Raw genomic sequence first — 25,781 nt, forward strand, 5'->3', positions numbered from 1 at the left:
CCTCCGCGGGCGGCCCGCCGGCCCGCGGACACAGTGCAGAACAGCACGATCGGGGAGACGGACGTGACGACAGGCTGGCAGTTCTGGGTCGACCGGGGCGGCACCTTCACCGACATCGTCGCGCGTCGCCCGCACGGCCGACTGCTCACGCACAAGCTGCTCTCCGACAACCCCGACCACTACGCCGACGCGGCCGTCACCGGCGTGACCGAACTCCTGGACGGCTCCGCGGACCCGGTCGAAGCCGTCCGCATGGGCACCACCGTCGCCACCAACGCCCTGCTGGAACGCAAGGGCGAGCGCACCCTCCTCGTCGTCACCCGCGGCTTCCGCGACGCCCTGCGCATCGCCTACCAGAACCGGCCCCACATCTTCGCCCGCCGCATCGAACTCCCCGAACTGCTCCACGAGCGTGTCATCGAGGTCGACGAACGCATCGCCGCCGACGGCACAGTCCTGCGCGCCCCCGACCTGGGCGCCCTCACCGGGCCCCTGCGGCAGGCCTACGACGACGGCATCCGCGCTGTCGCCGTCGTCTGCATGCACAGCCACCTCCACCCCGCCCATGAACAGGCCGTCGGCGAGCTCGCCGCCCGCATCGGCTTCCCGCAGATCTCGCTGTCCAGCGAGGTCAGCCCGCTGATGAAGCTCGTCCCGCGCGGGGACACCGCCGTCGTCGACGCCTACCTCTCGCCCGTGCTGCGCCGCTACGTCGAGCGGGTCGCCGGTGAACTCGAGGGCGTACGGCTGATGTTCATGCAGTCCAACGGCGGCCTCACCGAGGCCGGTCAGTTCCGCGGCAAGGACGCCGTCCTGTCCGGGCCGGCCGGCGGCATCGTCGGCATGGCCCGCATGTCGCAGCTCGCCGGCTTCGACCGGGTCATCGGCTTCGACATGGGCGGCACCTCCACCGACGTCTCGCACTTCGCCGGCGAATACGAACGTGTCTTCACCACACAGCTCGCCGGGGTCCGGCTGCGCGCGCCCATGCTCGACATCCACACCGTCGCCGCCGGCGGCGGTTCGGTCCTGCACTTCGACGGCGCCCGCTACCGCGTGGGGCCGGACTCGGCGGGCGCGGACCCGGGCCCCGCCTGCTACCGCGGCGGCGGCCCGCTGGCCGTCACCGACGCCAACGTCATGCTCGGCCGCATCCAACCCGCCCATTTCCCCAAGGTGTTCGGCCCCGACGGCGATCAGCCCCTCGACGCGGAACTCGTCCGTGAGCGCTTCGCCGCCCTCACCCGCGAGATCCACGAGAAGACCGGCGACGACCGCACTCCCGAGCAGGTCGCCGAGGGCTACCTCCAGATCGCCGTCGCCAACATCGCCAACGCCGTGAAGCGGATCTCCGTCCAGAAGGGCCACGACGTCACCCGCTACGCGCTGACCACCTTCGGCGGCGCCGGTGGCCAGCACGCGTGCATGGTCGCCGACTCGCTGGGCATCCGCACCGTCCTCGTACCCCCCATGGCCGGTGTGCTGTCCGCGCTGGGCATCGGCCTCGCCGACACCACCGCCATGCGCGAGCAGTCCGTCGAGGTGCCCCTGGAGGCCGCCTCGATGCCGGACGTCCGCAAGACCGCCGACGACCTGGAGAGCGCCGCCCGCGCCGAGCTCCTCGCCGAGGACGTCCCCGAGGACCGCGTCCGGGTCACCCGGCGGGCCCAACTGCGCTACGACGGGACCGACACCACCCTCACCGTCGAGCTGACCGAGCCCACCGCGATGCGCGACGCCTTCGAAACCCGTCATCGCGCCACGTACTCCTTCGCCCTCGACCGCCCGATCGTCGTCGAAGCCCTCTCCGTGGAAGCCACCGGCATCACACAACCCCCCGATCTCTCGGCCCTCGCCCCGTACGAAGGCCGACCCGCCGCTCCCGAGTCCGTCCGCCTCCACACGGGCGGCGCCTGGCGCGACGTACCCCTCCACCGCCGCGAGGAACTGCCTCCCGGCGAGACCGTCACCGGACCGGCGATCATCACCGAGGCCAGTGCGACGACCGTCGTCGACGACGGCTGGCAGGCCGTGGCGCGAGACGACGGGCATCTGGTCATGGAACGCGTGGCGGTCACGCAGAGTTCCGATCTCGACACGGAAGTCGACCCGGTCCGTCTCGAGGTCTTCAACAATCTCTTCATGTCCATCGCCGAACAGATGGGCGCCCGCCTCGAATCCACGGCCCAGTCCGTCAACATCAAGGAACGCCTCGACTTCTCCTGCGCGCTCTTCGACCCTGACGGGAACCTGGTGGCCAACGCCCCGCACATCCCCGTCCACCTGGGCTCGATGGGCACCAGCGTCAAGGAGGTCATCCGGCGCCGCGGCACCGGAATGCGGCCGGGGGACACCTACGCCGTCAACGACCCGTACCACGGCGGCACCCACCTGCCGGACGTCACGGTGATCACCCCCGTCTTCGACGCGCCGGGCCCCGAGGGCACGGAGAGTGACCAAAGGATCCTCTTCTACGTCGCCTCCCGCGGCCACCACGCCGAGATCGGCGGCATCGCCCCGGGCTCCATGCCCGCCAACAGCCGCAGCATCGAGGAGGAAGGGATCCTCTTCGACAACTGGCTCCTCGCCGAGAACGGCCGCTTCCGCGAGGAGGAGACCCTCCGCCTGCTCACCGAGGCGCGCTACCCGTCCCGCAACCCGGCGACCAACCTCGCCGACCTGCGGGCCCAGATCGCCGCCAACCAGAGGGGCGTCGACGAAGTCGCCCGCATGATCGACAACTTCGGACTCGACGTCGTACAGGCCTATATGCGGCACGTCCAGGACAACGCCGAGGAAGCGGTGCGCAGAGTCGTCGACTCCCTCGACGACGGCGAGTACGCCTATGAGACCGACTCGGGCGCCGTGATCCGGGTACGCGTGCGCGTGGACCGCGACGACCGCTCCGCGACCGTCGACTTCACCGGTACGTCCGCGCAACTGGACAGCAACTTCAATGCCCCGTTCGCGGTGGTCAACGCGGCCGTCCTGTACGTCTTCCGCACTCTCGTCGCCGACGACATCCCCCTCAACGACGGCTGTCTGCGCCCCCTGAGGATCGTCGTGCCGCCCGGCTCGATGCTCGCGCCCGAGCCGCCCTCCGCCGTCGTCGCGGGCAACGTGGAGACCTCGCAGGCCATCACCGGCGCCCTCTACGCGGCGCTCGGCGTCCAGGCCGAGGGCTCCGGGACCATGAACAACGTGACGTTCGGCAACGCCCGCCACCAGTACTACGAGACGGTCGCCTCCGGTTCCGGAGCGGGCGACGGTTTCCCGGGCGCACCTGTCGTGCAGACTCACATGACCAACTCACGGCTCACCGACCCCGAGGTCCTGGAGTGGCGGCTGCCCGTCCGGCTCGACGAGTTCGCGGTCCGGCAGGGCAGCGGCGGCGCCGGACGCTGGCGCGGAGGCGACGGCGCGGTGCGCCGCATCCGGTTCCTGGAACCCATGACCGTCTCCACGCTTTCCCAGCACCGCCGGCTCCCGCCGTACGGCATGGCGGGCGGCGAACCCGGCGCGCTGGGCGCCAACCGCGTGGAGCGCGCCGACGGGACGGTCACCCGACTCCTCGGCAGCGACACGGCCGACGTCTGTCCCGACGACGTACTTGTCATCGAAACCCCCGGCGGTGGAGGCTACGGCCCACCGCCGCCCCACCCCCATCCAGCAGGAGAAGAGATCAATGATCTTCGGGCGTTCTGAGCGCGGAAAGCCCCCGGTCGAGCCCGTCACGCTCAAGATCCTCGTGGCCGGCGGCTTCGGCGTGGGCAAGACCACGCTCGTGGGCGCGGTCAGCGAGATCCGGCCGCTGCGTACCGAGGAACTGCTCACCGAGGCAGGACGCCCGGTCGACGACACGAGAGGCGTGGAGGGCAAGCGCACCACCACGGTGGCCATGGACTTCGGGCGCATCACGCTCCGCGAGGACCTGGTGCTGTACCTCTTCGGCACGCCGGGCCAGGAGCGGTTCTGGTTCATGTGGGACGAGCTCTCCGAGGGTGCCCTCGGGGCCGTCGTCCTCGCCGACACACGCCGCCTGGAGGACTGCTTCGCCGCGATCGACTACTTCGAGCGGCGCTCCATACCCTTCCTCGTCGGCGTCAACTGCTTCGAGGGATCGGCCCGTTACCCCGTCGAGGATGTCCGCCAGGCTCTCGACCTCGACCAGGACGTGCCGCTGGTGCTGTGCGACGCCCGGGACCGCGAGTCGGTCAAGGAGGTCCTGATCGGCGTGGTCCGGCACGCGATGGCGTACGTGGCGGAGCGCCGCCAGGCCGCCGTCACGAGCTGACACGGGAACGGCCCGTACCCCCGCCGACCGGGGTACGGGCCGCGTTCACGGTCACACGCGCGTGGCCGGCTCCACGACCCCACCCGCGCGGCCGGTTCCGTGCGGCACGCGCGCGTGCGGCTAGTTCGCCCCGTCCTCCTCCCAGCCGAAGCTCTTCTCCACGGCCTTGCGCCAGTTGTGGTACTCCCGGTCACGCACCGACGACTCCATCGACGGCGTCCACTCGACGTCCTTGCGCCAGTGCGACTTCAGCTCGTCCAGGTCGTTCCACACCCCCGTGGCGAGCCCGGCCGCGTAGGCGGCCCCCAGGCAGGTCGTCTCGGACACCCTCGGCCGTACCACCGGCACGTCGAGGACGTCCGCCTGGTGCTGCATGAGCAGGTTGTTCTTGGTCATGCCGCCGTCCACCTTGAGGGTGGTGATGTGCACGCCCGAGTCCTGGAACATGGCGTCCACGACCTCGCGCGTCTGCCAGCTCGTCGCCTCGAGCACCGCGCGCGCGAGATGCGCCTTCGTGACGTACCGGGTGAGCCCGGTGACGACACCGCGTGCGTCGGAGCGCCAGTAGGGCGCGAACAGCCCGGAGAACGCGGGCACGATGTAGGCGCCGCCGTTGTCGTCCACACTCGCCGCCAGCGGCTCGATCTCGTCGGCGGTGCGGATGATGCCGAGCTGGTCCCGGAACCACTGGACGAGCGCGCCCGTTATGGCAATCGACCCCTCCAGGCAGTAGACCGGTGCCTCACTCCCGATCTTGTAGCCCATCGTCGTCAACAGCCCGCTCTTCGAAGGCACCGGCCGGTTGCCGGTGTTGAGCAGCAGGAAGGAGCCCGTCCCGTACGTGTTCTTGGCCGTGCCCACGTCGTAGCAGGCCTGCCCGAACACGGCCGCCTGCTGGTCGCCCAGCGCGGACGCCACCGGCACGCCCGCGAGCTGGCCGACCGCCGTGCCGTACACCTCGGCCGAGGACCTGATCTCCGGGAGGACGGCGTCGGGGATGTTCATCGCGGAGAGGATGGACTGGTCCCACTGGAGGGTTTCCAGGTTCATCAGCATGGTGCGGCCGGCGTTGGTCACGTCGGTGACGTGCCGGCCGCCGTCCGTGCCGCCGGTGAGGTTCCAGATGAGCCAGGAGTCGATGGTGCCGAAGGCGATCTCACCGTTCTCGGCACGTGCGCGCAGCCCCGGCACGTTGTCGAGCAGCCAGGACGCCTTCGGCCCGGAGAAGTAGGTGGCCAACGGCAGGCCGGTCTGCTCACGGAAGCGGTCCTGTCCGTCGGAGCCGCCGAGCTGGTGGGTCAGCGCGGCGGTACGCGTGTCCTGCCACACGATCGCGTTGTGCACGGGCTTGCCCGTGGCCCGGTCCCACAGGACCGTCGTTTCGCGCTGGTTGGTGATGCCGAGCGCGCTCAACTGGTCGGCGCGCAGACCGGCCTTGGCGAGCGCCCCGGCCACCACCGCCTGCACCTTGGACCAGATCTCGGTGGCGTCGTGCTCCACCCAGCCGGGCTTGGGGAAGATCTGCCGGTGCTCGCGCTGGTCGACGGCGACGATGGCGCCGTCCTGGTTGAAGACGATGCAGCGGCTGGAGGTGGTGCCCTGGTCGATTGCGGCGACGAACTTGTCCGTCATGACGTCCCCTTCGTCGGATCCTTCAGAAGGCTGCGTTGAAGATGAGCCCGGACAGCGCTCCGCCGATCAGCGGTCCGACCACCGGGATCCACGCGTAACCCCAGTCCGAGGTGCCCTTGTTGGGGATCGGGAGCAAGGCGTGGGTGATGCGCGGGCCCAGGTCACGGGCCGGGTTGATGGCGTAACCCGTGGGCCCGCCGAGGGACAGGCCGATGCCGGTCACGAGGAACGCGACGATCAGGATCGCGGTGCCGGACTCGCCAAGACCCTTGGTCAGGCCGAACGCCAGGATGGGCAGCACCAGACCCATCGTCGCGATGATCTCGGTGACGAGGTTCGCCACGGGGTTGCGGATCGCGGGCCCCGTGGAGAAGATCCCCAGCGTCGGCTGCGCCTTGTCCTCCTCGGCGTTGGCCTGGAACTGCGCGTAGTACACCAGCCAGCACAGCACCGCGCCGAGAACGGCACCCACCATCTGCCCGGCGATGTAGACGGGCACCTTGTCCCAGTCACCGGTGTCCACGGCGATGCCGATCGTCACGGCCGGGTTGAGATGGCCCCCGGACAGTGGCGCGGCGGTGTAGGCACCGGCCAGCACGCCGAAACCCCAGCCGAACGCGATGACCACCCAGCCCGCGTCCTTGGCCTTGGAGTCGTTCAGTACGACGGCGGCGACCACTCCGGCGCCGAACAGGATCAGGATCGCGGTGCCGATGATCTCACCGACGAATATGTCTCCGTTGCTCATGGCGGCTCCTAGGCCCCGGCCCGGGGTGTTCGACCCCGGCCCTCCGTGCAGGGTGCGTTTCCCATGGCGACTTCAGCCGGGGTCGAGGAGGTCCCGCGCCCCGCCCGGCATCCGTGACGAGCGTGCCGTCGCAGTCGAATCACCCGTGGGGGAACGGGCCTTGGAGCAGCCGTGCCCGCATGGCGCAGTGCGTGGATACGCCGAGAATGTACGGCGATGTCGACTGACATCGGAAGTGTTCACCGGTGTCCAGGGGGCGTCAAGGACGCGGACGGCAACGGTTGAGGGCGGGCGACTGTCGCACACGCGGACCGGGCGGCGGTGGCCGAGGGCGGGCGACCGCCGCTCATGCGGGCCGCATGGTAATGGTTGAGGGCGGACGGCAGCGGCGCAGGCACGCTGGGCGGCAATGGTCGACGGCAGGTGACCCTCGCACAGGTGGGCCGGATGGCCTGATGGTCGAGGGCAGGCTGCCGAGGCGCAGTCGGGCGGGCCCGCGGTGGTGAAGACTGTGGCCGAGGCGCAGTCGGGCGGGCCCGCGGTGGTGAAGGCTGCGGCCGACGCGCAGCCGGGCGAGGCCGCAGTCGTGAAGGCAACGGCCGACGCGCTGGCGGGCCGCCGACCTGGCCCTCGCGTCGGCCGGGGTCACCCCGCCGGGGCGGCGGCAGCCTGCGTACCGCGCCGGACCTCGTGTCCGGGCAGCCCCGCACGCCCGAGGACCCAGCTCGCCCCGCGCAGGGACTTCGCCGCCTTCTTGAGCGGGGCGAGCCAGGCGGCCGCCTGCCGGTGGTCCAGGACGCTGCCCGGCGCGCACACCACGGTGGCCAGGGACAACGACACGGGCCGCCCTCCCGCCGACCAGGGCGCGTCCAGCACCGACGCGGCCACCGGATCCAGGCCCTCCGGATCTGCCAGGACCAGGAAGTCGTCGCCCCCGATGTGCCCCACGCGCGTGCTGTCCGACGCCGAGCGCTGCAACGCCCGCCCCACCGACCGGATCAGCTCGTCGCCCGCGGCGAACCCTGCCCCGTCGTTGACCTGCTTGAAGTGGTCGACGTCCAGCCAACTCAGCGCGAACGCCCGCCCGTCCGCGATCCGCCGGTCCACCTCACCCGTGATCGCGTCCGAACCGGGCAGCCGCGTCAGCGGATTGAGTCCGGCCGCCTCCTCGACCCGGGACTCGGCCAGCGCTCGCACGAGGTCGGCGAGGCGTACGACGCCCACGCATCGGCCGTACCGGTCCACGACGGCCACGTCGTCCGACGTCCGCTCCCGCCCGCCGACGGCCACCACGTCGAGGACCTCCCACGCGGTGGCGTCGACGCCCACCGTGCGGGGCGCGTCACCGAGCTTGGCGGCGGGCCGGTCGGCGTACAGGGCGTGCCCGTAACGCCCCGACATCGACAGCAGGAAGCGGGAGCGGTGCACCGACCGGACCGGCACCCCGTGCGCGTCCACGAGCAGCACCCCGGACACCTCGGGCGATCCCGTCAGGAGCGCCCGCACGTGCCCCGCCGACACGGTGGCGGGCAGCAGCGCGGCGGGCCGTACGAACTGCCGTACCGACGGCCCTGACCGCTGTGGTGCGGCGGTACCGGGGGAGCGGGGCGGAACGTATACGTCCGCAGCGGGCAGCCGGGCCGGCGGCGCGAACAACTCGCCCTGCGCCAGCTGCGCACCGGCCGACACCGCCGCCGCGCACTGGAGTTCCGTCTCCACACCCTCCACCGACAATAGCGCCCCGAGCTGCTCGCACAGCGTGCGCATCGCCCGTACCGCCGCGGGCCGCGAGAGCAGGGACGCATCGAGTTTCACCAGGTCGGGAGCCATGTCGGTGAGCAGCCGCAGGGGCACGTCACCGTCCCCGACCCCGTCCGCACTGATCCGGAAACCCTGGCTCCGCAGCGCCGCCACGGCCTCCAGCAGCGCCTGCTGCGGCACGTGCGTGTACGGCGGCCCGATGTCGATCGTCACTTCCCACGGCAGCCTGCCCGCCTCACGCACCGCGGTGTGCAGTGGGGTGAGCCCGCCGAGGTCGGCGAGGGTCGCCGCGAACACGTTGACGTGCAGCGGCAGCAGCGTCTCCCTGCGGGCTGCTGCGCGGATCGCCGACACCGCCAGCCTGCCGTCGAGTTCCGGATCGCGGCGGGCTTCGGCGAGGACGTCGCCGGTCTCCGGGCGGGCGAGTATCTCCAGCCCCGCGACCCCGCCGGTCGCCAGGTTGACCACCGGTTGGAAGGCGAAGCGGAGAGTGTCCGTCCAGGAGTGCACGGGAGCATGATGGCGCTCCTCGCGCACGCCCGAGCGCAGTTCATGCGACGTTCACGCAGGATTCCCAGGCGATTACACAGCGTACGGGAAAGCCCTTGCGGTCCTGCTGCTCCACCCGGCCTCACCGCACCGCGACCACCGCCGATCCGTGTCCGAACAGCCCCTGGTTCGCCGTGATCCCCACCCGGGCGTCGGCCACCTGCCGGTCGCCCGCAGCGCCCCTCAATTGCCAGGTCAGCTCGCACACTTGGGCGATAGCCTGGGCCGGTACGGCCTCTCCGAAGGACGCCAGCCCTCCGCTCGGATTCACGGGTATGCGCCCGCCGAGGGCCGTCGTGCCCTCCCGCAGCAGCTTCGCCCCCTCACTCTCGCCGCACAGCCCCAGATCCTCGTACCACTGCAACTCCAGGGCGGTGGACAGGTCATAGACCTCGGCGAGGGACAGGTCCTCCGGGCCGATGCCCGCCTCCTCGTAGGCGGCCGTGGCGATCGACGCACGGAACGTCCGCTCGGGCGGCTCCACTGCCACGGCGGAGTCGGTGGCGATGTCCGGCAGGTCCAGCACCGTGTTGGGGAACCGCGGCGTCACCGTCGACACCGCGCGGAGACGCACCGGCTCCGGCACGCCGTGCCGACGCGCGAACTCCGTGCTGGACAGCACCAGGGCGGCCCCGCCGTCCGAGGTCGCGCAGATGTCCAGCAGCCGCAGCGGATCGGCGACCACCGCGGAGGCGGCGACCTCCTCACCGGTGACCCGCTTGCGGTAGCGCGCGTACGGATTCAGCGCGCCCATGGCTGAGTTCTTCACCTTGACCTGCGCGAAGTCCTCCAACGTGTCCCCGTGGACCGCCATCCGCCGACGCGCGTACAGACCGAAGTACGTCGGATTGGTCGCCCCGAGCACGCGGAAGCGCAGCCAGTCGGGGTCGTCGGGCCGGTCCCCGCCCGCGGGCCGGAAGAACCCCTTGGGCGCCGCGTCGGCCCCCACCACGAGCACCACCTCCGCCAGCCCCGAAAGGATCTGCGCCCGCGCGGCGTTGACCGCCTGCGCCCCGGACGCGCACGCCGCGTACACGCTGGTGACCCTGGCTCCCTGCCAGCCGAGCGCCTTGGCGAACGTCGCCCCCGCCACGTATCCGGGATAGCCGCCACGCACCGTGTCCGCGCCGACGATCGAGTCGACCTCCCGCCACTCGACTCCGGCGTCGGCGAGCGCCGCGCGGGCCGCCACAGCCCCGTACTCGACGAAGCCGCGCCCCCACTTGCCCCAGGGATGCATGCCCGCACCCAGCACCGCCACGTCACCGGTCATGCCGTCACCCCCTTCGCCGGCTGCCACTGCCAGGTCGTCCACACCGTCTCCGCGTCCTCGTGGAGCACTCCGGGAACGACCTCCACCTCCATGTCCACCGCCAGCTCGGCGACGGTGAGCCCGGGAACCCCCTGGCCCAGCACCACGATCCGCTCGGCCGGCAGCTCCACAGCGATCAACGCGTACGGTTCCCACGGAAGTTCCGGATCGGTCACATAGGGTGACGGAGGCCGGTACCGGCCGTCCGTGTAGGACCACACGCGCCCGCGCCGCGACAGCGGGATCTCCACCAGCTCGCCGCCGGAGCACCCCGGATTGCGGCAATGGACGTCCTCGCGGGGGAAGAAGACCGAGGCGCAGACGGAGCAGCGGGTGCCCAGCAGGCGAAACGAATCTCCCTCGCCGCCGAACCATCCCTCGACCACAGGAGTGCGTGAACGCGACAAGATTCCTCCCCGACAGCTGATCTGACGGAACGTCAGAAGTGTGTCACGGGAGACCGGAGATGGGCAGAGGCAGAGGCATGACACGACTCTCGCGCGCACTACGCGGACTGGGCACCGCACTCGCCGCCCTGCTGACCGTGACCGCCGTTTCCACGACCGCCCGGGCGACCCCGGAACCCAAGGCGCCCTCGGACTTCGTGGCGCTGAGAACCGTGGACCCCACGATCATCCAGGAGATGCGCTACTTCACCGTCCACAACTTCGTCGGCGAGCGCATCGACGGCTACCGGCAGCCCCTCTGCATCCTCACCCGCCCCGCCGCCGAAGCACTCCACAAGGCCCAGGCGAAGCTGCTGAAGCAGGGCTACAGCCTCAAGGTGTACGACTGCTATCGCCCCCAACGCGCGGTCGACCACTTCGTCCGCTGGGCCGAGGACCTCGACGACCAGACCATGAAGGGCGAGTTCTACCCGAACGTCGACAAGACCCGCCTGTTCGACGACGGGTACATCGCTGAGAAGTCCGGCCACAGTCGCGGCTCGACGATGGACCTCACGATCGTGCGGCTCCCCGCCCTGCCGACCCGGCCGTACCACCCCGGCCAGCCCCTGGTGCCCTGCTACGCGCCCCAGGACCAGCGGTTCCCCGACAACTCCGTCGACATGGGCACCGGATACGACTGCTTCGACACCCTCGCCCACACCCTCGACCCGCGCATCCAGGGCGCACAGCGCGCCAACCGACTGCTGCTCAAGTCCACCCTGGAAGACCTCGGCTTCGTGAACCTGGCCGAGGAATGGTGGCACTACACGTACAAGCCCGAGCCCTACCCGGACACCTACTTCGACTTCCCGGTGTCCTGGAAGTCCCTTTCAGACAAACGCTGAGCCGCCCCCCGAAGACGCCCCTCCGATGATCGGATACAGTCCGCCGCGTGTCCGAAACTCAACACCCCACCCCCAACTCCGCGCCCGACTCCCACTGTTCGAGCTGCGGAGCGCCCTTCGGAGAGGGCGTCTCCGGTTGGCCCCGCACCTGTCCCGTGTGCGCCACCGTCGCCTACCGCAACCCGCTCCCGGTCGCGGTGGCCCTCCAGCCCGTGTACGACGCCAAGGGCGCCAGCCTCGTCGTCATCACCCGTACCGTCGCCCCCGCGCGCGGGGGCATCGCACTGCCCGGCGGCTACATCGACGACCGCGAGGACTGGCGCCAGGCCGTCGTCCGCGAGCTCAAGGAGGAGACCGGCATCGACGCGGCGAGCCACGACGTACGCCTGGTCGACGCCATGAGCTCGCCCGACGGCCACCTCCTGCTGTTCGGGTCCCTGCCCGAGCGCCCGGCCGAGAGCCTGCCCGCGTCCGCCGCGACGGACGAGACAGAAGGCTGGCATCTCCTGCGCAGGCCGGAGGAGCTCGCCTTCCCCCTGCACACTCGGGCCGTACGGTCCTGGTTCGAGGGCCGGTACGTCTGAGCCTCAGCGCTCCTCGACACCCCGCACCCGCACCGGGTGAGGCGGCGCGCTCACGCCGTCCTCACCCTCCCGCTCGACGACCACCCGCCGGCCCTGCCACCGGACGACGTACCGCTCGATCTCCGGCTCCTCCCACCCGTCACCCGCGTCCGGCACCACCAGCCCGCCGCCGGTGCGTCCCCGCGCCGGCGCCCACACCTCCAGCTCAAGGCCGCCGTCCTCCCCACGCACGGGCAGGACGGCACCCGCACGCGCGAGCACCGGAATCCGCGACAAGGGGGCGTCCACCAGAATCTGCCCCGGCCCGTCGTACGCCCGGCCCGTGGCCGTGTCGTACCAGCGGCCCCGCGGCAACTGCACCGCCCGCCGGTCCGCACCCGGATCGAGCACCGGCGCCACCAGCAGACAGTCACCCAGCAAGAAGGCGTCCTCACAGTCGCGCAGCGCCCGGTCCTCCGGTATGCCCCACCACAACGGCCGCACATAAGGCGTCCCGGTGCGCCGCGCCAGATGCGCCAGCGTCATGAAGTACGGCAGCAGCCGCCGACGCTCCAGAAGCGCCACGCGCGCGTGCTCCAACACCTCGGGACCGAACTCCCACGGCTCCCTGCGCCCCGCCCGCAGACTCGCGTGCGTGCGGAACAGCGGCAGATACGCGCCCAGTTGGAACCAGCGCAGATACAGCTCCGGCGACGGACTCCCGTCGAAGCCGCCCACGTCCGGACCCGAGTACGGCACCCCGCACAGCCCCAGGCCCATGACCAGGGACAGCGACGCCCGCAACCCCGGCCAGCCCGTGGCCACATCACCGGACCACGTGCCCCCGTAGCGCTGGAGGCCGGCCCACCCGGACCGCGAGAAGACGAACGGCCGCTCCTGGGGAGCCAGTTCCCGCACGCCCTCGTACGCGGCCCGCGCCATGCACAGGGCGTAGACGTTGTGCGCCTCACGATGGTCACCGCCCCGCCCCTCCAGCGCGTGCCGGGCCGAACGCGGCAACGTCGACTCCCCGAACGCCGTGAACGAGGTGGGCTCGTTCATGTCATGCCAGAACCCCGCGAAGCCCTGCGCGAGCCGCTCCCCGTAGAGGCCGCCCCACCACTCACGCACGCGCGCGTGAGTGAAGTCAGGGAAGACCGACTCCCCGGGCCACGCCTCGCCCCGCACCACCTGCCCCGCGGCGTCCCGGACGAACGCGTCCACGGCCGTACCCGCCTCGTACACGCCATTGCCCTGTTCGGCCCGGACCGCCGGATCAACGATCGAGACCAGCCGCACCCCGTCCCGACGCAGATCCTCGGCCAGCTGGGGCAGCTTCGGGAAACGCTCCTGGTCGACCGTGAACACCTGATGCTCGTCGTAGTGGTCGATGTCGAGATGAACGGCGTCCAGCGGTAGGTCGCGTTCCTGATACCCCGCGACGATCCGCCGCACCTCCTGCTCACTCCCGAACCCCCACCGCGCGTGCTGATGGCCCAGCGCCCAGGCCGGCGGCAGCGCCGGCGCACCCGTCAGTGAAGCCCAGGCGAGCAGCACGCGCGCGGGAGTACCGACCATCACCCAGCAGCGCAACGGACCGCCGCTCATCCGCAGTTCGCTCGTCCCGGGCCGGTCATGTCCCGAACCGGCCCCCTCCTCGCCCTCCCGCAACGTCACCGTGCCGTCCCACGACGTGTCGTGGAACATCAGATGCGTCGCCGCGTCGGCCACCACCAGCTGAACCGGCATCGTGAGGTACAGCGGGTCGTCGCCGGGACCGAAGGCCCGACCGGGATCGGTGTTCCAGAGCCGGTACGTGCCACCGCGCAACCGCGGCCCCGCGGCCCGCCCGCCCAGCCCGAAGAAACGGGCGTCCGCGGACACCTCCGACCGCTGCATCCAACGACCCGCACCCCCACCGACCGGCTCCCACCAGCGCGGCGGCAGATCCCGGCGCAGGGTCACACCACCGGGCGTCTGCACCTCCACGGCCCCGTGCCGGGAGACGACGACCGTCACCCGCTCGGCGACCACCCGCCAGCCACCGTCCTTGTCGGGCTCCAGCAGCGCCCGAGGATCCGGCTCCGGACACCGGCCCGCCAGCGCGTACGACGGCTCGGGACCGGCCCCGTCCCACCCCCAGAACACGGCCCCGTTCACGGCCACCGTGATCCGCAGCTCGGAACGGCTGAACCGCAGCACACCACCCCCGGGCCCCGGCTCCGCCGCCAGCATCGGACCCGGCACCCGCGCACGCTCCGCACCCCGCGTCGGCAACCCGGCGGCATCGGCACGCCGGGTACGCCAAGCCGCCCGCACGGTACGCAACCTCTGGGCCGCCCCCGCCGAACCGACCGCCTTCATCGAACGCACCAGGTCACGACCGTTCATGCTGTTCACCCTGCCACTGAGCGCCCCACGCGCGTGTGTCGTTCAACTTCCGTTCACCCGTGCCGGGACCACATCTTCACGACGCGGACTATGTGGGGCGCACCCTGGTGCAGAAGTCGATCACATGGCATCGTCCGTGTCATCCGCGTCACGCGCACACCCCCGCCCGTGCGCGGACGACGCACACGACGCGCACAGTCCGGGAGCCGCCCCATGTCGACCGTGAACCCTCAGCCGCTCTGGCAGCCCGATCCGGAACGTATCGCACGGGCACAGGTCACCAGGTTCCAGGCCTGGGCCGCCGAACACCACGGCGCCCCCTCCGAGGGCGGCTATCCCGCGCTGCACCGCTGGTCCGTCGACGAGCTGGACACCTTCTGGAAAGCCCTCACGGAATGGTTCGACGTACGGTTCTCCACCCCCTACGCGCGCGTACTCGGCGACCGGTCGATGCCCGGCGCCCAGTGGTTCCCCGGCGCGACCCTCAACTACGCCGAGCACGCCCTGCGCGCGGCCACCACCCGCGCGGACGAACCGGCCCTCCTGTATGTCGACGAAACCCACGAACCACGTCCCGTCACCTGGTCCGCACTACGCCGTCAGGTCGGCTCCCTCGCCGCCGAACTCCGCGCCCTCGGCGTACGCCCCGGCGACCGCGTCAGCGGCTACCTCCCCAACATCCCGCAGGCCGTCGTCGCCCTCCTCGCCACGGCCGCGGTGGGCGGCGTCTGGACGTCCTGCGCCCCCGACTTCGGCGCCCGCAGCGTCCTCGACCGCTTCCAGCAGGTCGAACCCGTCGTCCTGTTCACCGTCGACGGCTACCGCTACGGCGGCAAGGAACACGACCGCCGCGACATCGTGGCCGAACTCCGCCGCGAACTGCCCACCCTGCGAGCGGTCGTCCACATCCCCCTCCTCGGCACCGAAGCCCCCGAAGGCGCCCTCGACTGGACCGCCCTGACCAGCGCCGACGTCGAACCCGCCTTCGAACAGGTGCCCTTCGACCACCCCCTGTGGGTGCTCTACTCCTCCGGCACGACCGGCCTGCCCAAGGCCATCGTCCAGTCCCAGGGCGGCATCCTCGTCGAACACCTGAAGCAACTCGGCCTGCACTGCGACCTCGGCCCCGAGGACCGTTTCTTCTGGTACACCTCGACCGGCTGGATGATGTGGAACTTCCTCGTCTCCGGCCTGCTCACCGGAACGACGATCGTCCTGTACGACGGCAGCCCCGGCTACCCGGACACCGGCGCACAATGGCGGATCGCCGAACGCACAGGGGCCACGCTCTACGGCACCTCGGCCGCGTACGTCATGGCCTGCCGCAAGGCAGGCGTGCACCCCGGCCGCGACTTCGACCTCTCCCAGGTCCAGTGCGTCGCCACCACCGGCTCACCCCTTCCCCCCGACGGATTCCGCTGGCTGCACGACGAGGTCCACGACGACCTCTGGATCGCCTCCGTCAGCGGCGGCACCGACGTCTGCTCCTGCTTCGCCGGAGCCGTACCCACCCTCCCCGTCCACATCGGCGAACTCCAGGCAGCCGGCCTCGGCACCGACCTCCAGTCCTGGGACCCCAACGGCGCTCCCCTCACCGACGAGGTCGGCGAACTCGTGGTCACCAACCCCATGCCGTCCATGCCGATCCACTTCTGGAACGACCCCGACGGCAGCCGCTATCACGACAGCTACTTCGACACCTACCCCGGCGTATGGCGCCACGGCGACTGGATCACCATCACCTCCCGCGGCTCCGTCGTGATCCACGGCCGCTCCGACTCGACGCTCAACCGCCAAGGCGTACGCATGGGATCGGCCGACATCTACGAAGCCGTCGAACGCCTCCCCGAGATCAAGGAATCCCTCGTCATCGGCATCGAACAGCCCGACGGCGGCTACTGGATGCCCCTCTTCGTCCACCTGACCCCCGGCACCGCCCTCGACGAGGCCCTGCTCGGCCGCATCAAACAGACCATCCGCGAACAGCTCTCACCACGCCACGTTCCCGACGAGATCATCGAAGTGCCCGGCATCCCGCACACCCTCACCGGCAAGCGCATCGAGGTCCCCGTCAAGCGCCTCCTCCAGGGCACCCCCCTCGACAAGGCCGTCAACCCGGGCTCCATCGACAACCTCGACCTGCTCCACTTCTACGAGGACCTGGCCCGCAAGCGCGCCTGACCCGATGCCGCCGCCGGCCCACCATACCGACGGCGGCATCCCCAGCCCACCCCCGTTGTCAGTGCCGCCGGTTACTGTGAGTGAGCATTGATCGACTGTGCACAGGGGGAAACATGGCGCACACAGACCACCAGACCATGCGACGCGTACTGCGCCGTGAAATCGCCGGCACCATCGGCCTGCTCACCGACGAGCACGACTTCCGGGCCATGCGGCGCTACCGAAGCTTCACCTTCGACGACCACACCCGCTATCTCCAACAGGTGGAAGCGCTCCTACGCACCCGCGCCTCCCAGGGAAGCCACACCACGGTAGCCCTCTTCGACCCCGAGGAGTACGCCGACTTCTGCGCGGACACGGGCCTCGACCCGGACATCGCGTCCAGTCGAACCCGCTTCACCGCCGAACTCGCCGCCACGGGCCCGACCGTTCCGTACGACGGCCGCCCCTTGGCCGACCTCCTCCCGGCCCTGATCGACGAGGCGGTCCGCCAGGCCACCTGGGAGTACGCGTCGACACTCCTGGCCCGTCTCGGCGCCTGCGCCTCCTGCGGCGAGGACATCGGCCGAGCAGCCTTCACCTGGGCCTCCGGCCTCCTCGCCCGCATCCTCGACACCGCCCCTCGGGGCAACCACCATCTCGTGTGCAGCGTGTCAGGAGCACCGGAAACACTCGTCTCCGTCCTCCACGCGGACATGGACTCCGACGGAGCCACCAGGCTGGACGAGGCCGAAGCGCTCGAATTCACCACGGTCCTGGCCCTCGGCCTCGCGACCCAGAGCCCCGGCGGCCTCGTCATGCGCACCAGCGCGCCCGGCACCACCGACCGGATCTACGGCTGGCGGTTGCGCGGCGAAGGCGTCGAGCCCCTCACCGCGGGCGAGGTGTTCGACGCCTACTGCACCGACATCGAATCCGGCGACCTCATCTCACCGGAATCCGACGTCGACTACTGCGCACCGCCCGACCTCGGACCCGCGGGCCCGACGCCAGGACACCGTCACTGAACGCGAGAGGGGCGCCCCACCCGAAGGTGGAGCGCCCCTCCAAGAACACCGACGCGAGACCGGCCGCCCGACTACCCGCCGGACAGCACCGCACTATTCGCCGGACAGCACCGCCTGAGCGGCGGTGCGCGCCTCCTCGGCACTGTCCGCCGCCCGCGCGGCAGCAGCGGCACGCTCGCACTGCGCCAGCGTGTACTTCGCCAGCGTCGCCCGTACATAAGGAATCGACGCCGCACCCATGGAAAGAGAGGTGACACCCATACCGGTCAGCACACACGCGAGCAGCGGGTCGGACGCGGCCTCACCACAGACACCACAGCTCTTGCCCTCGGCCTTCGCCGCCTCAGCGGACAGCGCCATGAGGTCGAGCAGCGCGGGCTGCCACGGATCCTGCAACCGGGACACCGCACCCACCTGACGGTCCGCGGCGAAGGTGTACTGCGCGAGGTCGTTCGTCCCCAGCGACAGGAACTCGACCTCCTGAAGAATCGAGCGCGCCCGCAGCGCGGCCGACGGGATCTCCACCATCGCACCGAACTTCGCCCGCAGCCCCGCCTCACGGCAGGCGTCGGCGAACGCCTTGGCATCCGTACGGTCCGCCACCATCGGGGCCATGACCTCAAGGTAGACGGGCAGCCCCTCAGCGGCCTTCGCCAAGGCCGTCAGTTGGGTGCGCAGCACCTCGGGATGGTCGAGGAGCGTCCGCAGACCACGCACACCAAGCGCCGGGTTCGGCTCGTCGCCCGGCGTAAGGAAGTCCAGCGGCTTGTCCGCACCCGCGTCGAGCACGCGGACGACGACACGACCCTCGGGGAAGGCCTCCAGCACCTGCCGGTAGGCCTCGACCTGCTTCTCCTCCGACGGTGCCTTCTTGCTGTCGTCCAGGAAAAGGAACTCGGTACGGAACAGACCGACGCCCTCGGCACCGGCCTCGACGGCGGCCGGTACGTCCGCGGGACCGCCGACATTGGCCAGCAGCGGCACCTTGTGACCGTCCGCCGTGGCCCCCGGACCGGTCGACGCCGCGAGAGCCGCCTTGCGCTCGGCAGCGGCGGCCTCCAGCTGCGCCTTCTTCTCCTCGCTCGGCTCCACGAAGATGTCGCCGGTGCTGCCGTCGACAGCGATCACGGTGCCTTCGGCCAGCTCACCGGCGCCCGGCAGAGCGACAACAGCCGGGACACCGAGCGCCCGCGCCAGAATCGCGCTGTGACTGGTCGGCCCACCCTCCTCGGTCACAAAGCCAAGAACGAGAGTCGGGTCCAGCAGTGCCGTGTCGGCGGGCGCGAGATCACGCGCCACCAGGACATAGGGCTCATCACTGTCCGGGACACCAGGCATGGGCACCCCGAGCAGACGAGCGACGATACGATTCCGCACGTCGTCGAGGTCGGCGACCCGGCCGGCGAGGTACTCACCGGCGCCCGCCAGCAGCTCGCGGTACGCGGCGAAGGCGTCGTACACCGCACGCTCGGCCGTGCTGCCGACGGCGATACGTCGGTCGACGTCCGCCATCAGCTCGGGGTCCTGGGCCATCATGGCCTGCGCCTCGAGCACGGCCTGGGCCTCACCACCCGCCAGGTTGCCGCGCGCCATCAGGTCGGCGGCCACAGCTTCCACGGCCTGGCGGGCGCGCCCCTGTTCACGCTCCGCGTCCTCCGCCGGAATCTGCTTGGCCGGCGGTTCGAGGACCGCCGTTCCCATGTGCCGAACCTCGCCGATCGCCACACCGTGGCTCACGCCGACGCCTCGCAGCGTTGCTTCCATCTCACCCGTCTCCGATAGTGCGGCGGGTCCCGCCGCCGCGGTGGTTGCCACTACTTGCCGTCATACGACGGAGCTGACGTCACTTCCAGACGAAGAGACTGTCGCCGGCCTTCACATCGCCGTCGTCACGCAGATCGGAGAGAGCCTCAGCTGTGGCCTCGAGGGCCACGATCGGGCAGACCGGCGACTTGCCGGCGGCTTCCACGGCAGCCGGGTTCCAACGCACGATGCTCTGACCGCGCGTCACGGTGTCGCCCTTGTTCACGAGCAGCTCGAAGCCTTCGCCGTTGAGCTGCACGGTGTCGATACCGAGGTGGGTGAGCACGCCATGGCCCTGCTCGTCGACGACGACGAAGGCGTGCGGGTGGAGCGAGACGATGACTCCGTCGACGGGGGCGACAGCCTCGGAAGGCTCACGCACGGGGTCGATCGCCGTGCCCGGGCCGACCATGGCTCCGGAGAAGACCGGATCGGGCACGGAAGCCAGTCCGATGGCGCGTCCAGCAAGAGGGGACGTCACGGTGGTCATGGGAAGCCTCCCAGGGGTGGAGATCTGTATGGGCCGTCACTGCCTGTACCGGACGACGCACTGTTCAGCAGGGTATGTCATATGAAGTACGGGTTCCGCGTGAGAGCCCGTTACCCGCTGCACCGTCGACGACTGGTGGTCTAGACCATAGCCCAAATCGATTTGCACGCGCTCTGAAGCCCCGTGTACAGTCGTACTCCTGCCCGGGGTTGAGCGACGCCACCAAGCGTCCTCGCCTGGCAGCACCCAACTTGTCAGATCCTATCTTCGGATCTCCTTCCGCATGCCTGCGGGAGGGTGGTCAGAAGGCCGGAAAAACACTGATAGAGTTTGGAACACCGGAGGGAAGCGCCCGGAGGAAAGCCTGAGAGAGTCTCTCGGGTGAGTACAAAGGAAGCGTCCGTTCCTTGAGAACTCAACAGCGTGCCAAAAATCAACGCCAGATTTAGTTGATACCCCGTCTCCGACCGGTTTCGGTTGGGGCGAGGTTCCTTTGAAGAAACATACAGCGAGGACGCTGTGAACGGTCGGGCTTATTCCGCCTGACTGTTCCGCTCTCGTGTATGCGCACCGGATTACCGGTAAACATTCACGGAGAGTTTGATCCTGGCTCAGGACGAACGCTGGCGGCGTGCTTAACACATGCAAGTCGAACGATGAACCACTTCGGTGGGGATTAGTGGCGAACGGGTGAGTAACACGTGGGCAATCTGCCCTTCACTCTGGGACAAGCCCTGGAAACGGGGTCTAATACCGGATACCACTACCGCAGGCATCTGTGGTGGTTGAAAGCTCCGGCGGTGAAGGATGAGCCCGCGGCCTATCAGCTTGTTGGTGAGGTAATGGCTCACCAAGGCGACGACGGGTAGCCGGCCTGAGAGGGCGACCGGCCACACTGGGACTGAGACACGGCCCAGACTCCTACGGGAGGCAGCAGTGGGGAATATTGCACAATGGGCGAAAGCCTGATGCAGCGACGCCGCGTGAGGGATGACGGCCTTCGGGTTGTAAACCTCTTTCAGCAGGGAAGAAGCGAAAGTGACGGTACCTGCAGAAGAAGCGCCGGCTAACTACGTGCCAGCAGCCGCGGTAATACGTAGGGCGCAAGCGTTGTCCGGAATTATTGGGCGTAAAGAGCTCGTAGGCGGCTTGTCACGTCGGGTGTGAAAGCCCGGGGCTTAACCCCGGGTCTGCATTCGATACGGGCTAGCTAGAGTGTGGTAGGGGAGATCGGAATTCCTGGTGTAGCGGTGAAATGCGCAGATATCAGGAGGAACACCGGTGGCGAAGGCGGATCTCTGGGCCATTACTGACGCTGAGGAGCGAAAGCGTGGGGAGCGAACAGGATTAGATACCCTGGTAGTCCACGCCGTAAACGGTGGGAACTAGGTGTTGGCGACATTCCACGTCGTCGGTGCCGCAGCTAACGCATTAAGTTCCCCGCCTGGGGAGTACGGCCGCAAGGCTAAAACTCAAAGGAATTGACGGGGGCCCGCACAAGCAGCGGAGCATGTGGCTTAATTCGACGCAACGCGAAGAACCTTACCAAGGCTTGACATACACCGGAAAGCATTAGAGATAGTGCCCCCCTTGTGGTCGGTGTACAGGTGGTGCATGGCTGTCGTCAGCTCGTGTCGTGAGATGTTGGGTTAAGTCCCGCAACGAGCGCAACCCTTGTCCTGTGTTGCCAGCATGCCCTTCGGGGTGATGGGGACTCACAGGAGACCGCCGGGGTCAACTCGGAGGAAGGTGGGGACGACGTCAAGTCATCATGCCCCTTATGTCTTGGGCTGCACACGTGCTACAATGGCAGGTACAATGAGCTGCGAAACCGTGAGGTGGAGCGAATCTCAAAAAGCCTGTCTCAGTTCGGATTGGGGTCTGCAACTCGACCCCATGAAGTCGGAGTTGCTAGTAATCGCAGATCAGCATTGCTGCGGTGAATACGTTCCCGGGCCTTGTACACACCGCCCGTCACGTCACGAAAGTCGGTAACACCCGAAGCCGGTGGCCCAACCCCTTGTGGGAGGGAGCTGTCGAAGGTGGGACCAGCGATTGGGACGAAGTCGTAACAAGGTAGCCGTACCGGAAGGTGCGGCTGGATCACCTCCTTTCTAAGGAGCACTTCTTACCGGGCTTGCCCGGTCAGAGGCCAGTACATCGGCGAATGTCCGATGCTGGTTGCTCATGGGTGGAACGTTGATTATTCGGCACTTTCAGTCATCTCGGGCTGCCAGTACTGCTCTTCGGAGCGTGGAAAGCTGATCATGAGTGGCGAGGGTGTCGGGCACGCTGTTGGGTGTCTGAGGGAATGAACCCCCTCGATGCCGGCCCCAGTGAACTCCAGCCTTTGGTTGGGGGTGATGGGTGGCTGGTCGTTGTTTGAGAACTGCACAGTGGACGCGAGCATCTGTGGCCAAGTTTTTAAGGGCGCACGGTGGATGCCTTGGCACCAGGAACCGATGAAGGACGTGGGAGGCCACGATAGTCCCCGGGGAGTCGTCAACCAGGCTTTGATCCGGGGGTTTCCGAATGGGGAAACCCGGCAGTCGTCATGGGCTGTCACCCATACCTGAACACATAGGGTATGTGGAGGGAACGCGGGGAAGTGAAACATCTCAGTACCCGCAGGAAGAGAAAACAACCGTGATTCCGGGAGTAGTGGCGAGCGAAACCGGATGAGGCCAAACCGTATGCGTGTGAGACCCGGCAGGGGTTGCGTATACGGGGTTGTGGGATCTCTCTTTCACAGTCTGCCGGCTGTGAGACGAGTCAGAAACCGTTGATGTAGGCGAAGGACATGCGAAAGGTCCGGCGTAGAGGGTAAGACCCCCGTAGTCGAAACATCAGCGGCTCGTTTGAGAGACACCCAAGTAGCACGGGGCCCGAGAAATCCCGTGTGAATCTGGCGGGACCACCCGCTAAGCCTAAATATTCCCTGGTGACCGATAGCGGATAGTACCGTGAGGGAATGGTGAAAAGTACCGCGGGAGCGGAGTGAAATAGTACCTGAAACCGTGTGCCTACAAGCCGTGGGAGCGTCGGAACAAGGCTTGCCTTGTTCTCGTGACTGCGTGCCTTTTGAAGAATGAGCCTGCGAGTTTGCGGTGTGTTGCGAGGTTAACCCGTGTGGGGAAGCCGTAGCGAAAGCGAGTCCGAATAGGGCGATAGAGTAGCGCGCTCAAGACCCGAAGCGGAGTGATCTAGCCATGGGCAGGTTGAAGCGGAGGTAAGACTTCGTGGAGGACCGAACCCACCAGGGTTGAAAACCTGGGGGATGACCTGTGGTTAGGGGTGAAAGGCCAATCAAACTCCGTGATAGCTGGTTCTCCCCGAAATGCATTTAGGTGCAGCGTCGTGTGTTTCTTGCCGGAGGTAGAGCACTGGATAGGCGATGGGCCCTACCGGGTTACTGACCTTAGCCAAACTCCGAATGCCGGTAAGTGAGAGCGCGGCAGTGAGACTGTGGGGGATAAGCTCCATGGTCGAGAGGGAAACAGCCCAGAGCATCGACTAAGGCCCCTAAGCGTACGCTAAGTGGGAAAGGATGTGGAGTCGCACAGACAACCAGGAGGTTGGCTTAGAAGCAGCCACCCTTGAAAGAGTGCGTAATAGCTCACTGGTCTAGTGATTCCGCGCCGACAATGTAGCGGGGCTCAAGCGTACCGCCGAAGTCGTGTCATTCATACAATAGGGCCAACGCCTGTATGGATGGGTAGGGGAGCGTCGTGTGCCGGGTGAAGCCGCAGCGGAAGCTAGTGGTGGACGGTTCACGAGTGAGAATGCAGGCATGAGTAGCGATACACACGTGAGAAACGTGTGCGCCGATTGACTAAGGGTTCCTGGGTCAAGCTGATCTGCCCAGGGTAAGTCGGGACCTAAGGCGAGGCCGACAGGCGTAGTCGATGGATAACCGGTTGATATTCCGGTACCCGCTGTGAAGCGTCAAACATCGAACCCATTAATGCTAAGGCCGTGAAGCCGTTCCGGACCCTTCGGGGAAAGGAAAGTGGTGGAGCCGCCGAACCAAGGTGGTAGTAGGTGAGTGATGGGGTGACGCAGGAAGGTAGTCCATCCCGGGCGGTGGTTGTCCCGGGGTAAGGGTGTAGGCCGAGTGGTAGGCAAATCCGCCGCTCATTAAGGCTGAGACCTGATGCCGAGCCGATTGTGGTGAAGTGGATGATCCTATGCTGTCGAGAAAAGCCTCTAGCGAGTTTCATGGCGGCCCGTACCCTAAACCGACTCAGGTGGTCAGGTAGAGAATACCGAGGCGTTCGGGTGAACTATGGTTAAGGAACTCGGCAAAATGCCCCCGTAACTTCGGGAGAAGGGGGGCCATCACTGGTGAGGAGACTTGCTCTCCGAGCTGGGGGTGGCCGCAGAGACCAGCGAGAAGCGACTGTTTACTAAAAACACAGGTCCGTGCGAAGCCGTAAGGCGATGTATACGGACTGACGCCTGCCCGGTGCTGGAACGTTAAGGGGACCGGTTAGTGCGCTTTCGGGCGTGCGAAGCTGAGAACTTAAGCGCCAGTAAACGGCGGTGGTAACTATAACCATCCTAAGGTAGCGAAATTCCTTGTCGGGTAAGTTCCGACCTGCACGAATGGCGTAACGACTTCTCGACTGTCTCAACCATAGGCCCGGTGAAATTGCACTACGAGTAAAGATGCTCGTTTCGCGCAGCAGGACGGAAAGACCCCGGGACCTTTACTACAGTTTGATATTGGTGTTCGGTTCGGCTTGTGTAGGATAGCTGGGAGACTTTGAAGCGGCCACGCCAGTGGTTGTGGAGTCGTCGTTGAAATACCAGTCTGGTCGTGCTGGATGTCTAACCTGGGTCCGTGATCCGGATCAGGGACAGTGTCTGATGGGTAGTTTAACTGGGGCGGTTGCCTCCTAAAGAGTAACGGAGGCGCCCAAAGGTTCCCTCAGCCTGGTTGGCAATCAGGTGTTGAGTGTAAGTGCACAAGGGAGCTTGACTGTGAGACCGACGGGTCGAGCAGGGACGAAAGTCGGGACTAGTGATCCGGCGGTGGCTTGTGGAAGCGCCGTCGCTCAACGGATAAAAGGTACCCCGGGGATAACAGGCTGATCTTCCCCAAGAGTCCATATCGACGGGATGGTTTGGCACCTCGATGTCGGCTCGTCGCATCCTGGGGCTGGAGTCGGTCCCAAGGGTTGGGCTGTTCGCCCATTAAAGCGGTACGCGAGCTGGGTTTAGAACGTCGTGAGACAGTTCGGTCCCTATCCGCTGCGCGCGCAGGAATATTGAGAAGGGCTGTCCCTAGTACGAGAGGACCGGGACGGACGAACCTCTGGTGTGCCAGTTGTTCTGCCAAGGGCATGGCTGGTTGGCTACGTTCGGGAGGGATAACCGCTGAAAGCATCTAAGCGGGAAGCCTGCTTCGAGATGAGTATTCCCACCCACTTGATGGGGTAAGGCTCCCAGTAGACGACTGGGTTGATAGGCCGGATCTGGAAGCCCAGTAATGGGTGGAGGTGACCGGTACTAATAGGCCGAGGGCTTGTCCTCAGTTGCTCGCGTCCACTGTGTTGGTTCTGAAACCACGAACGGCCCCATGCCCATGGTCACGGGTGTGGTGCGGCATGTTTGACAGTTTCATAGTGTTTCGGTGGTCATAGCGTGAGGGAAACGCCCGGTTACATTCCGAACCCGGAAGCTAAGCCTTACAGCGCCGATGGTACTGCAGGGGGGACCCTGTGGGAGAGTAGGACGCCGCCGAACTCCTTTTA

At 67.8% G+C, this 25,781-nt stretch carries 14 protein-coding genes and 3 rRNA genes; 9 read left to right on the plus strand and 8 right to left on the minus strand.

The features are described 5' to 3' along the window. Positions 1-63: 63 nt before the first annotated feature. Together OG866_RS36590 and OG866_RS36595 are read left to right on the plus strand one after the other, a co-directional pair. Positions 64-3,705: a hydantoinase B/oxoprolinase family protein gene (locus OG866_RS36590; RefSeq protein ID WP_329341483.1), complete on the plus strand. Its 3,642-nt coding sequence runs from the start codon at positions 64-66 to the stop codon at positions 3,703-3,705. Then, on the plus strand, positions 3,686-4,294 hold the full coding sequence (locus tag OG866_RS36595) for a GTP-binding protein (protein WP_329341484.1): 609 nt from the start codon (positions 3,686-3,688) through the stop codon (positions 4,292-4,294). Before OG866_RS36590 ends, OG866_RS36595 begins: the two co-directional genes overlap by 20 nt. A gap of 120 nt (positions 4,295-4,414) precedes the next feature. Here OG866_RS36595 and glpK read toward each other — a convergent pair whose 3' ends face one another. The 5 genes from glpK to OG866_RS36620 all read right to left on the minus strand — a co-directional run bounded on the left by glpK (position 4,415) and on the right by OG866_RS36620 (position 10,682). Beyond that, entirely contained in the window at positions 4,415-5,926 is a 1,512-nt protein-coding gene (gene glpK / locus OG866_RS36600; RefSeq protein ID WP_329341485.1) for a glycerol kinase GlpK, read from the minus strand. A 22-nt stretch (positions 5,927-5,948) separates the two neighbouring features. Beyond that, a complete protein-coding gene (locus OG866_RS36605; RefSeq protein WP_329341487.1) occupies positions 5,949-6,674 on the minus strand; it encodes an MIP/aquaporin family protein in 726 nt (241 codons plus the stop codon). Between the two features lie 645 nt (positions 6,675-7,319). Then, positions 7,320-8,945, minus strand: coding sequence for a GGDEF domain-containing protein (locus OG866_RS36610; RefSeq protein WP_329341488.1), 1,626 nt, complete (start codon positions 8,943-8,945; stop codon positions 7,320-7,322). Between the two features lie 121 nt (positions 8,946-9,066). After that, a complete protein-coding gene (locus OG866_RS36615) occupies positions 9,067-10,257 on the minus strand; it encodes a lipid-transfer protein (protein ID WP_329341490.1) in 1,191 nt (396 codons plus the stop codon). Beyond that, positions 10,254-10,682 (minus strand): Zn-ribbon domain-containing OB-fold protein, encoded by a 429-nt coding sequence (locus OG866_RS36620; protein WP_329344462.1) that lies wholly within the window; start codon positions 10,680-10,682, stop codon positions 10,254-10,256. The genes OG866_RS36615 and OG866_RS36620 overlap by 4 nt, the downstream gene beginning before the upstream one ends. Positions 10,683-10,780: 98 nt before the next feature. Between OG866_RS36620 and OG866_RS36625 the strand changes: the two genes are divergently transcribed. Together OG866_RS36625 and OG866_RS36630 are read left to right on the plus strand one after the other, a co-directional pair. Next, positions 10,781-11,590: a M15 family metallopeptidase gene (locus tag OG866_RS36625; RefSeq protein ID WP_329341492.1), complete on the plus strand. Its 810-nt coding sequence runs from the start codon at positions 10,781-10,783 to the stop codon at positions 11,588-11,590. 47 nt (positions 11,591-11,637) lie between these two features. Further along, entirely contained in the window at positions 11,638-12,174 is a 537-nt protein-coding gene (locus OG866_RS36630) for an NUDIX domain-containing protein (RefSeq protein ID WP_329341494.1), read from the plus strand. A gap of 3 nt (positions 12,175-12,177) precedes the next feature. On the opposite strand, the gene OG866_RS36635 is transcribed toward OG866_RS36630, so the two are convergent. Beyond that, positions 12,178-14,544 (minus strand): glycoside hydrolase family 31 protein, encoded by a 2,367-nt coding sequence (locus OG866_RS36635; RefSeq protein WP_329341495.1) that lies wholly within the window; start codon positions 14,542-14,544, stop codon positions 12,178-12,180. 213 nt (positions 14,545-14,757) lie between these two features. On the opposite strand from OG866_RS36635, the gene OG866_RS36640 reads away from it, so the two are divergent. Both OG866_RS36640 and OG866_RS36645 read left to right on the plus strand, forming a co-directional pair. Further along, positions 14,758-16,725: an acetoacetate--CoA ligase gene (locus tag OG866_RS36640; protein WP_329341496.1), complete on the plus strand. Its 1,968-nt coding sequence runs from the start codon at positions 14,758-14,760 to the stop codon at positions 16,723-16,725. 113 nt (positions 16,726-16,838) lie between these two features. Next, a complete protein-coding gene (locus OG866_RS36645; protein ID WP_329341498.1) occupies positions 16,839-17,732 on the plus strand; it encodes a hypothetical protein in 894 nt (297 codons plus the stop codon). Between the two features lie 93 nt (positions 17,733-17,825). Here the strand turns inward: OG866_RS36645 and ptsP are convergent, their stop codons facing one another. After that, on the minus strand, positions 17,826-19,496 hold the full coding sequence (gene ptsP / locus OG866_RS36650) for a phosphoenolpyruvate--protein phosphotransferase (protein ID WP_329341500.1): 1,671 nt from the start codon (positions 19,494-19,496) through the stop codon (positions 17,826-17,828). A 79-nt stretch (positions 19,497-19,575) separates the two neighbouring features. Next, the gene (locus tag OG866_RS36655; RefSeq protein WP_329341501.1) at positions 19,576-20,025 is read right to left on the minus strand and encodes a PTS sugar transporter subunit IIA; all 450 of its coding nucleotides are present in this window, start codon (positions 20,023-20,025) and stop codon (positions 19,576-19,578) included. Positions 20,026-20,613: 588 nt separating this feature from the next. On the opposite strand from OG866_RS36655, the gene OG866_RS36660 reads away from it, so the two are divergent. The 3 genes from OG866_RS36660 (at position 20,614) to rrf (ending at position 25,773) form a co-directional block, all read left to right on the plus strand. Next, a 16S ribosomal RNA gene (locus tag OG866_RS36660) occupies positions 20,614-22,139 on the plus strand. 300 nt (positions 22,140-22,439) lie between these two features. Then, positions 22,440-25,560, plus strand: a 23S ribosomal RNA gene (locus OG866_RS36665). 96 nt (positions 25,561-25,656) lie between these two features. Further along, a 5S ribosomal RNA gene (gene rrf, locus OG866_RS36670) occupies positions 25,657-25,773 on the plus strand. The 16S, 23S and 5S rRNA genes sit together here, the layout of an rRNA operon. Positions 25,774-25,781: the final 8 nt, after the last annotated feature.

Origin of the sequence: Streptomyces sp. NBC_00663, assembly GCF_036226885.1 — a bacterium.
GTDB lineage: Bacteria > Actinomycetota > Actinomycetes > Streptomycetales > Streptomycetaceae > Streptomyces.

Excerpts from the sequence above, each read along its gene's own strand:
- OG866_RS36595 (WP_329341484.1), top strand. The coding sequence starts at position 3,686 with ATGATCTTCGGGCGTTCTGAGCGCGGAAAGCCCCCGGTCGAGCCCGTC.
- glpK (WP_329341485.1), bottom strand. The coding sequence starts at position 5,926 with ATGACGGACAAGTTCGTCGCCGCAATCGACCAGGGCACCACCTCCAGC.
- OG866_RS36605 (WP_329341487.1), bottom strand. The coding sequence starts at position 6,674 with ATGAGCAACGGAGACATATTCGTCGGTGAGATCATCGGCACCGCGATC.
- OG866_RS36615 (WP_329341490.1), bottom strand. The coding sequence starts at position 10,257 with ATGACCGGTGACGTGGCGGTGCTGGGTGCGGGCATGCATCCCTGGGGC.
- OG866_RS36625 (WP_329341492.1), top strand. The coding sequence starts at position 10,781 with ATGACACGACTCTCGCGCGCACTACGCGGACTGGGCACCGCACTCGCC.
- OG866_RS36635 (WP_329341495.1), bottom strand. The coding sequence starts at position 14,544 with ATGAACGGTCGTGACCTGGTGCGTTCGATGAAGGCGGTCGGTTCGGCG.
- OG866_RS36640 (WP_329341496.1), top strand. The coding sequence starts at position 14,758 with ATGTCGACCGTGAACCCTCAGCCGCTCTGGCAGCCCGATCCGGAACGT.
- OG866_RS36645 (WP_329341498.1), top strand. The coding sequence starts at position 16,839 with ATGGCGCACACAGACCACCAGACCATGCGACGCGTACTGCGCCGTGAA.
- ptsP (WP_329341500.1), bottom strand. The coding sequence starts at position 19,496 with ATGGAAGCAACGCTGCGAGGCGTCGGCGTGAGCCACGGTGTGGCGATC.
- OG866_RS36655 (WP_329341501.1), bottom strand. The coding sequence starts at position 20,025 with ATGACCACCGTGACGTCCCCTCTTGCTGGACGCGCCATCGGACTGGCT.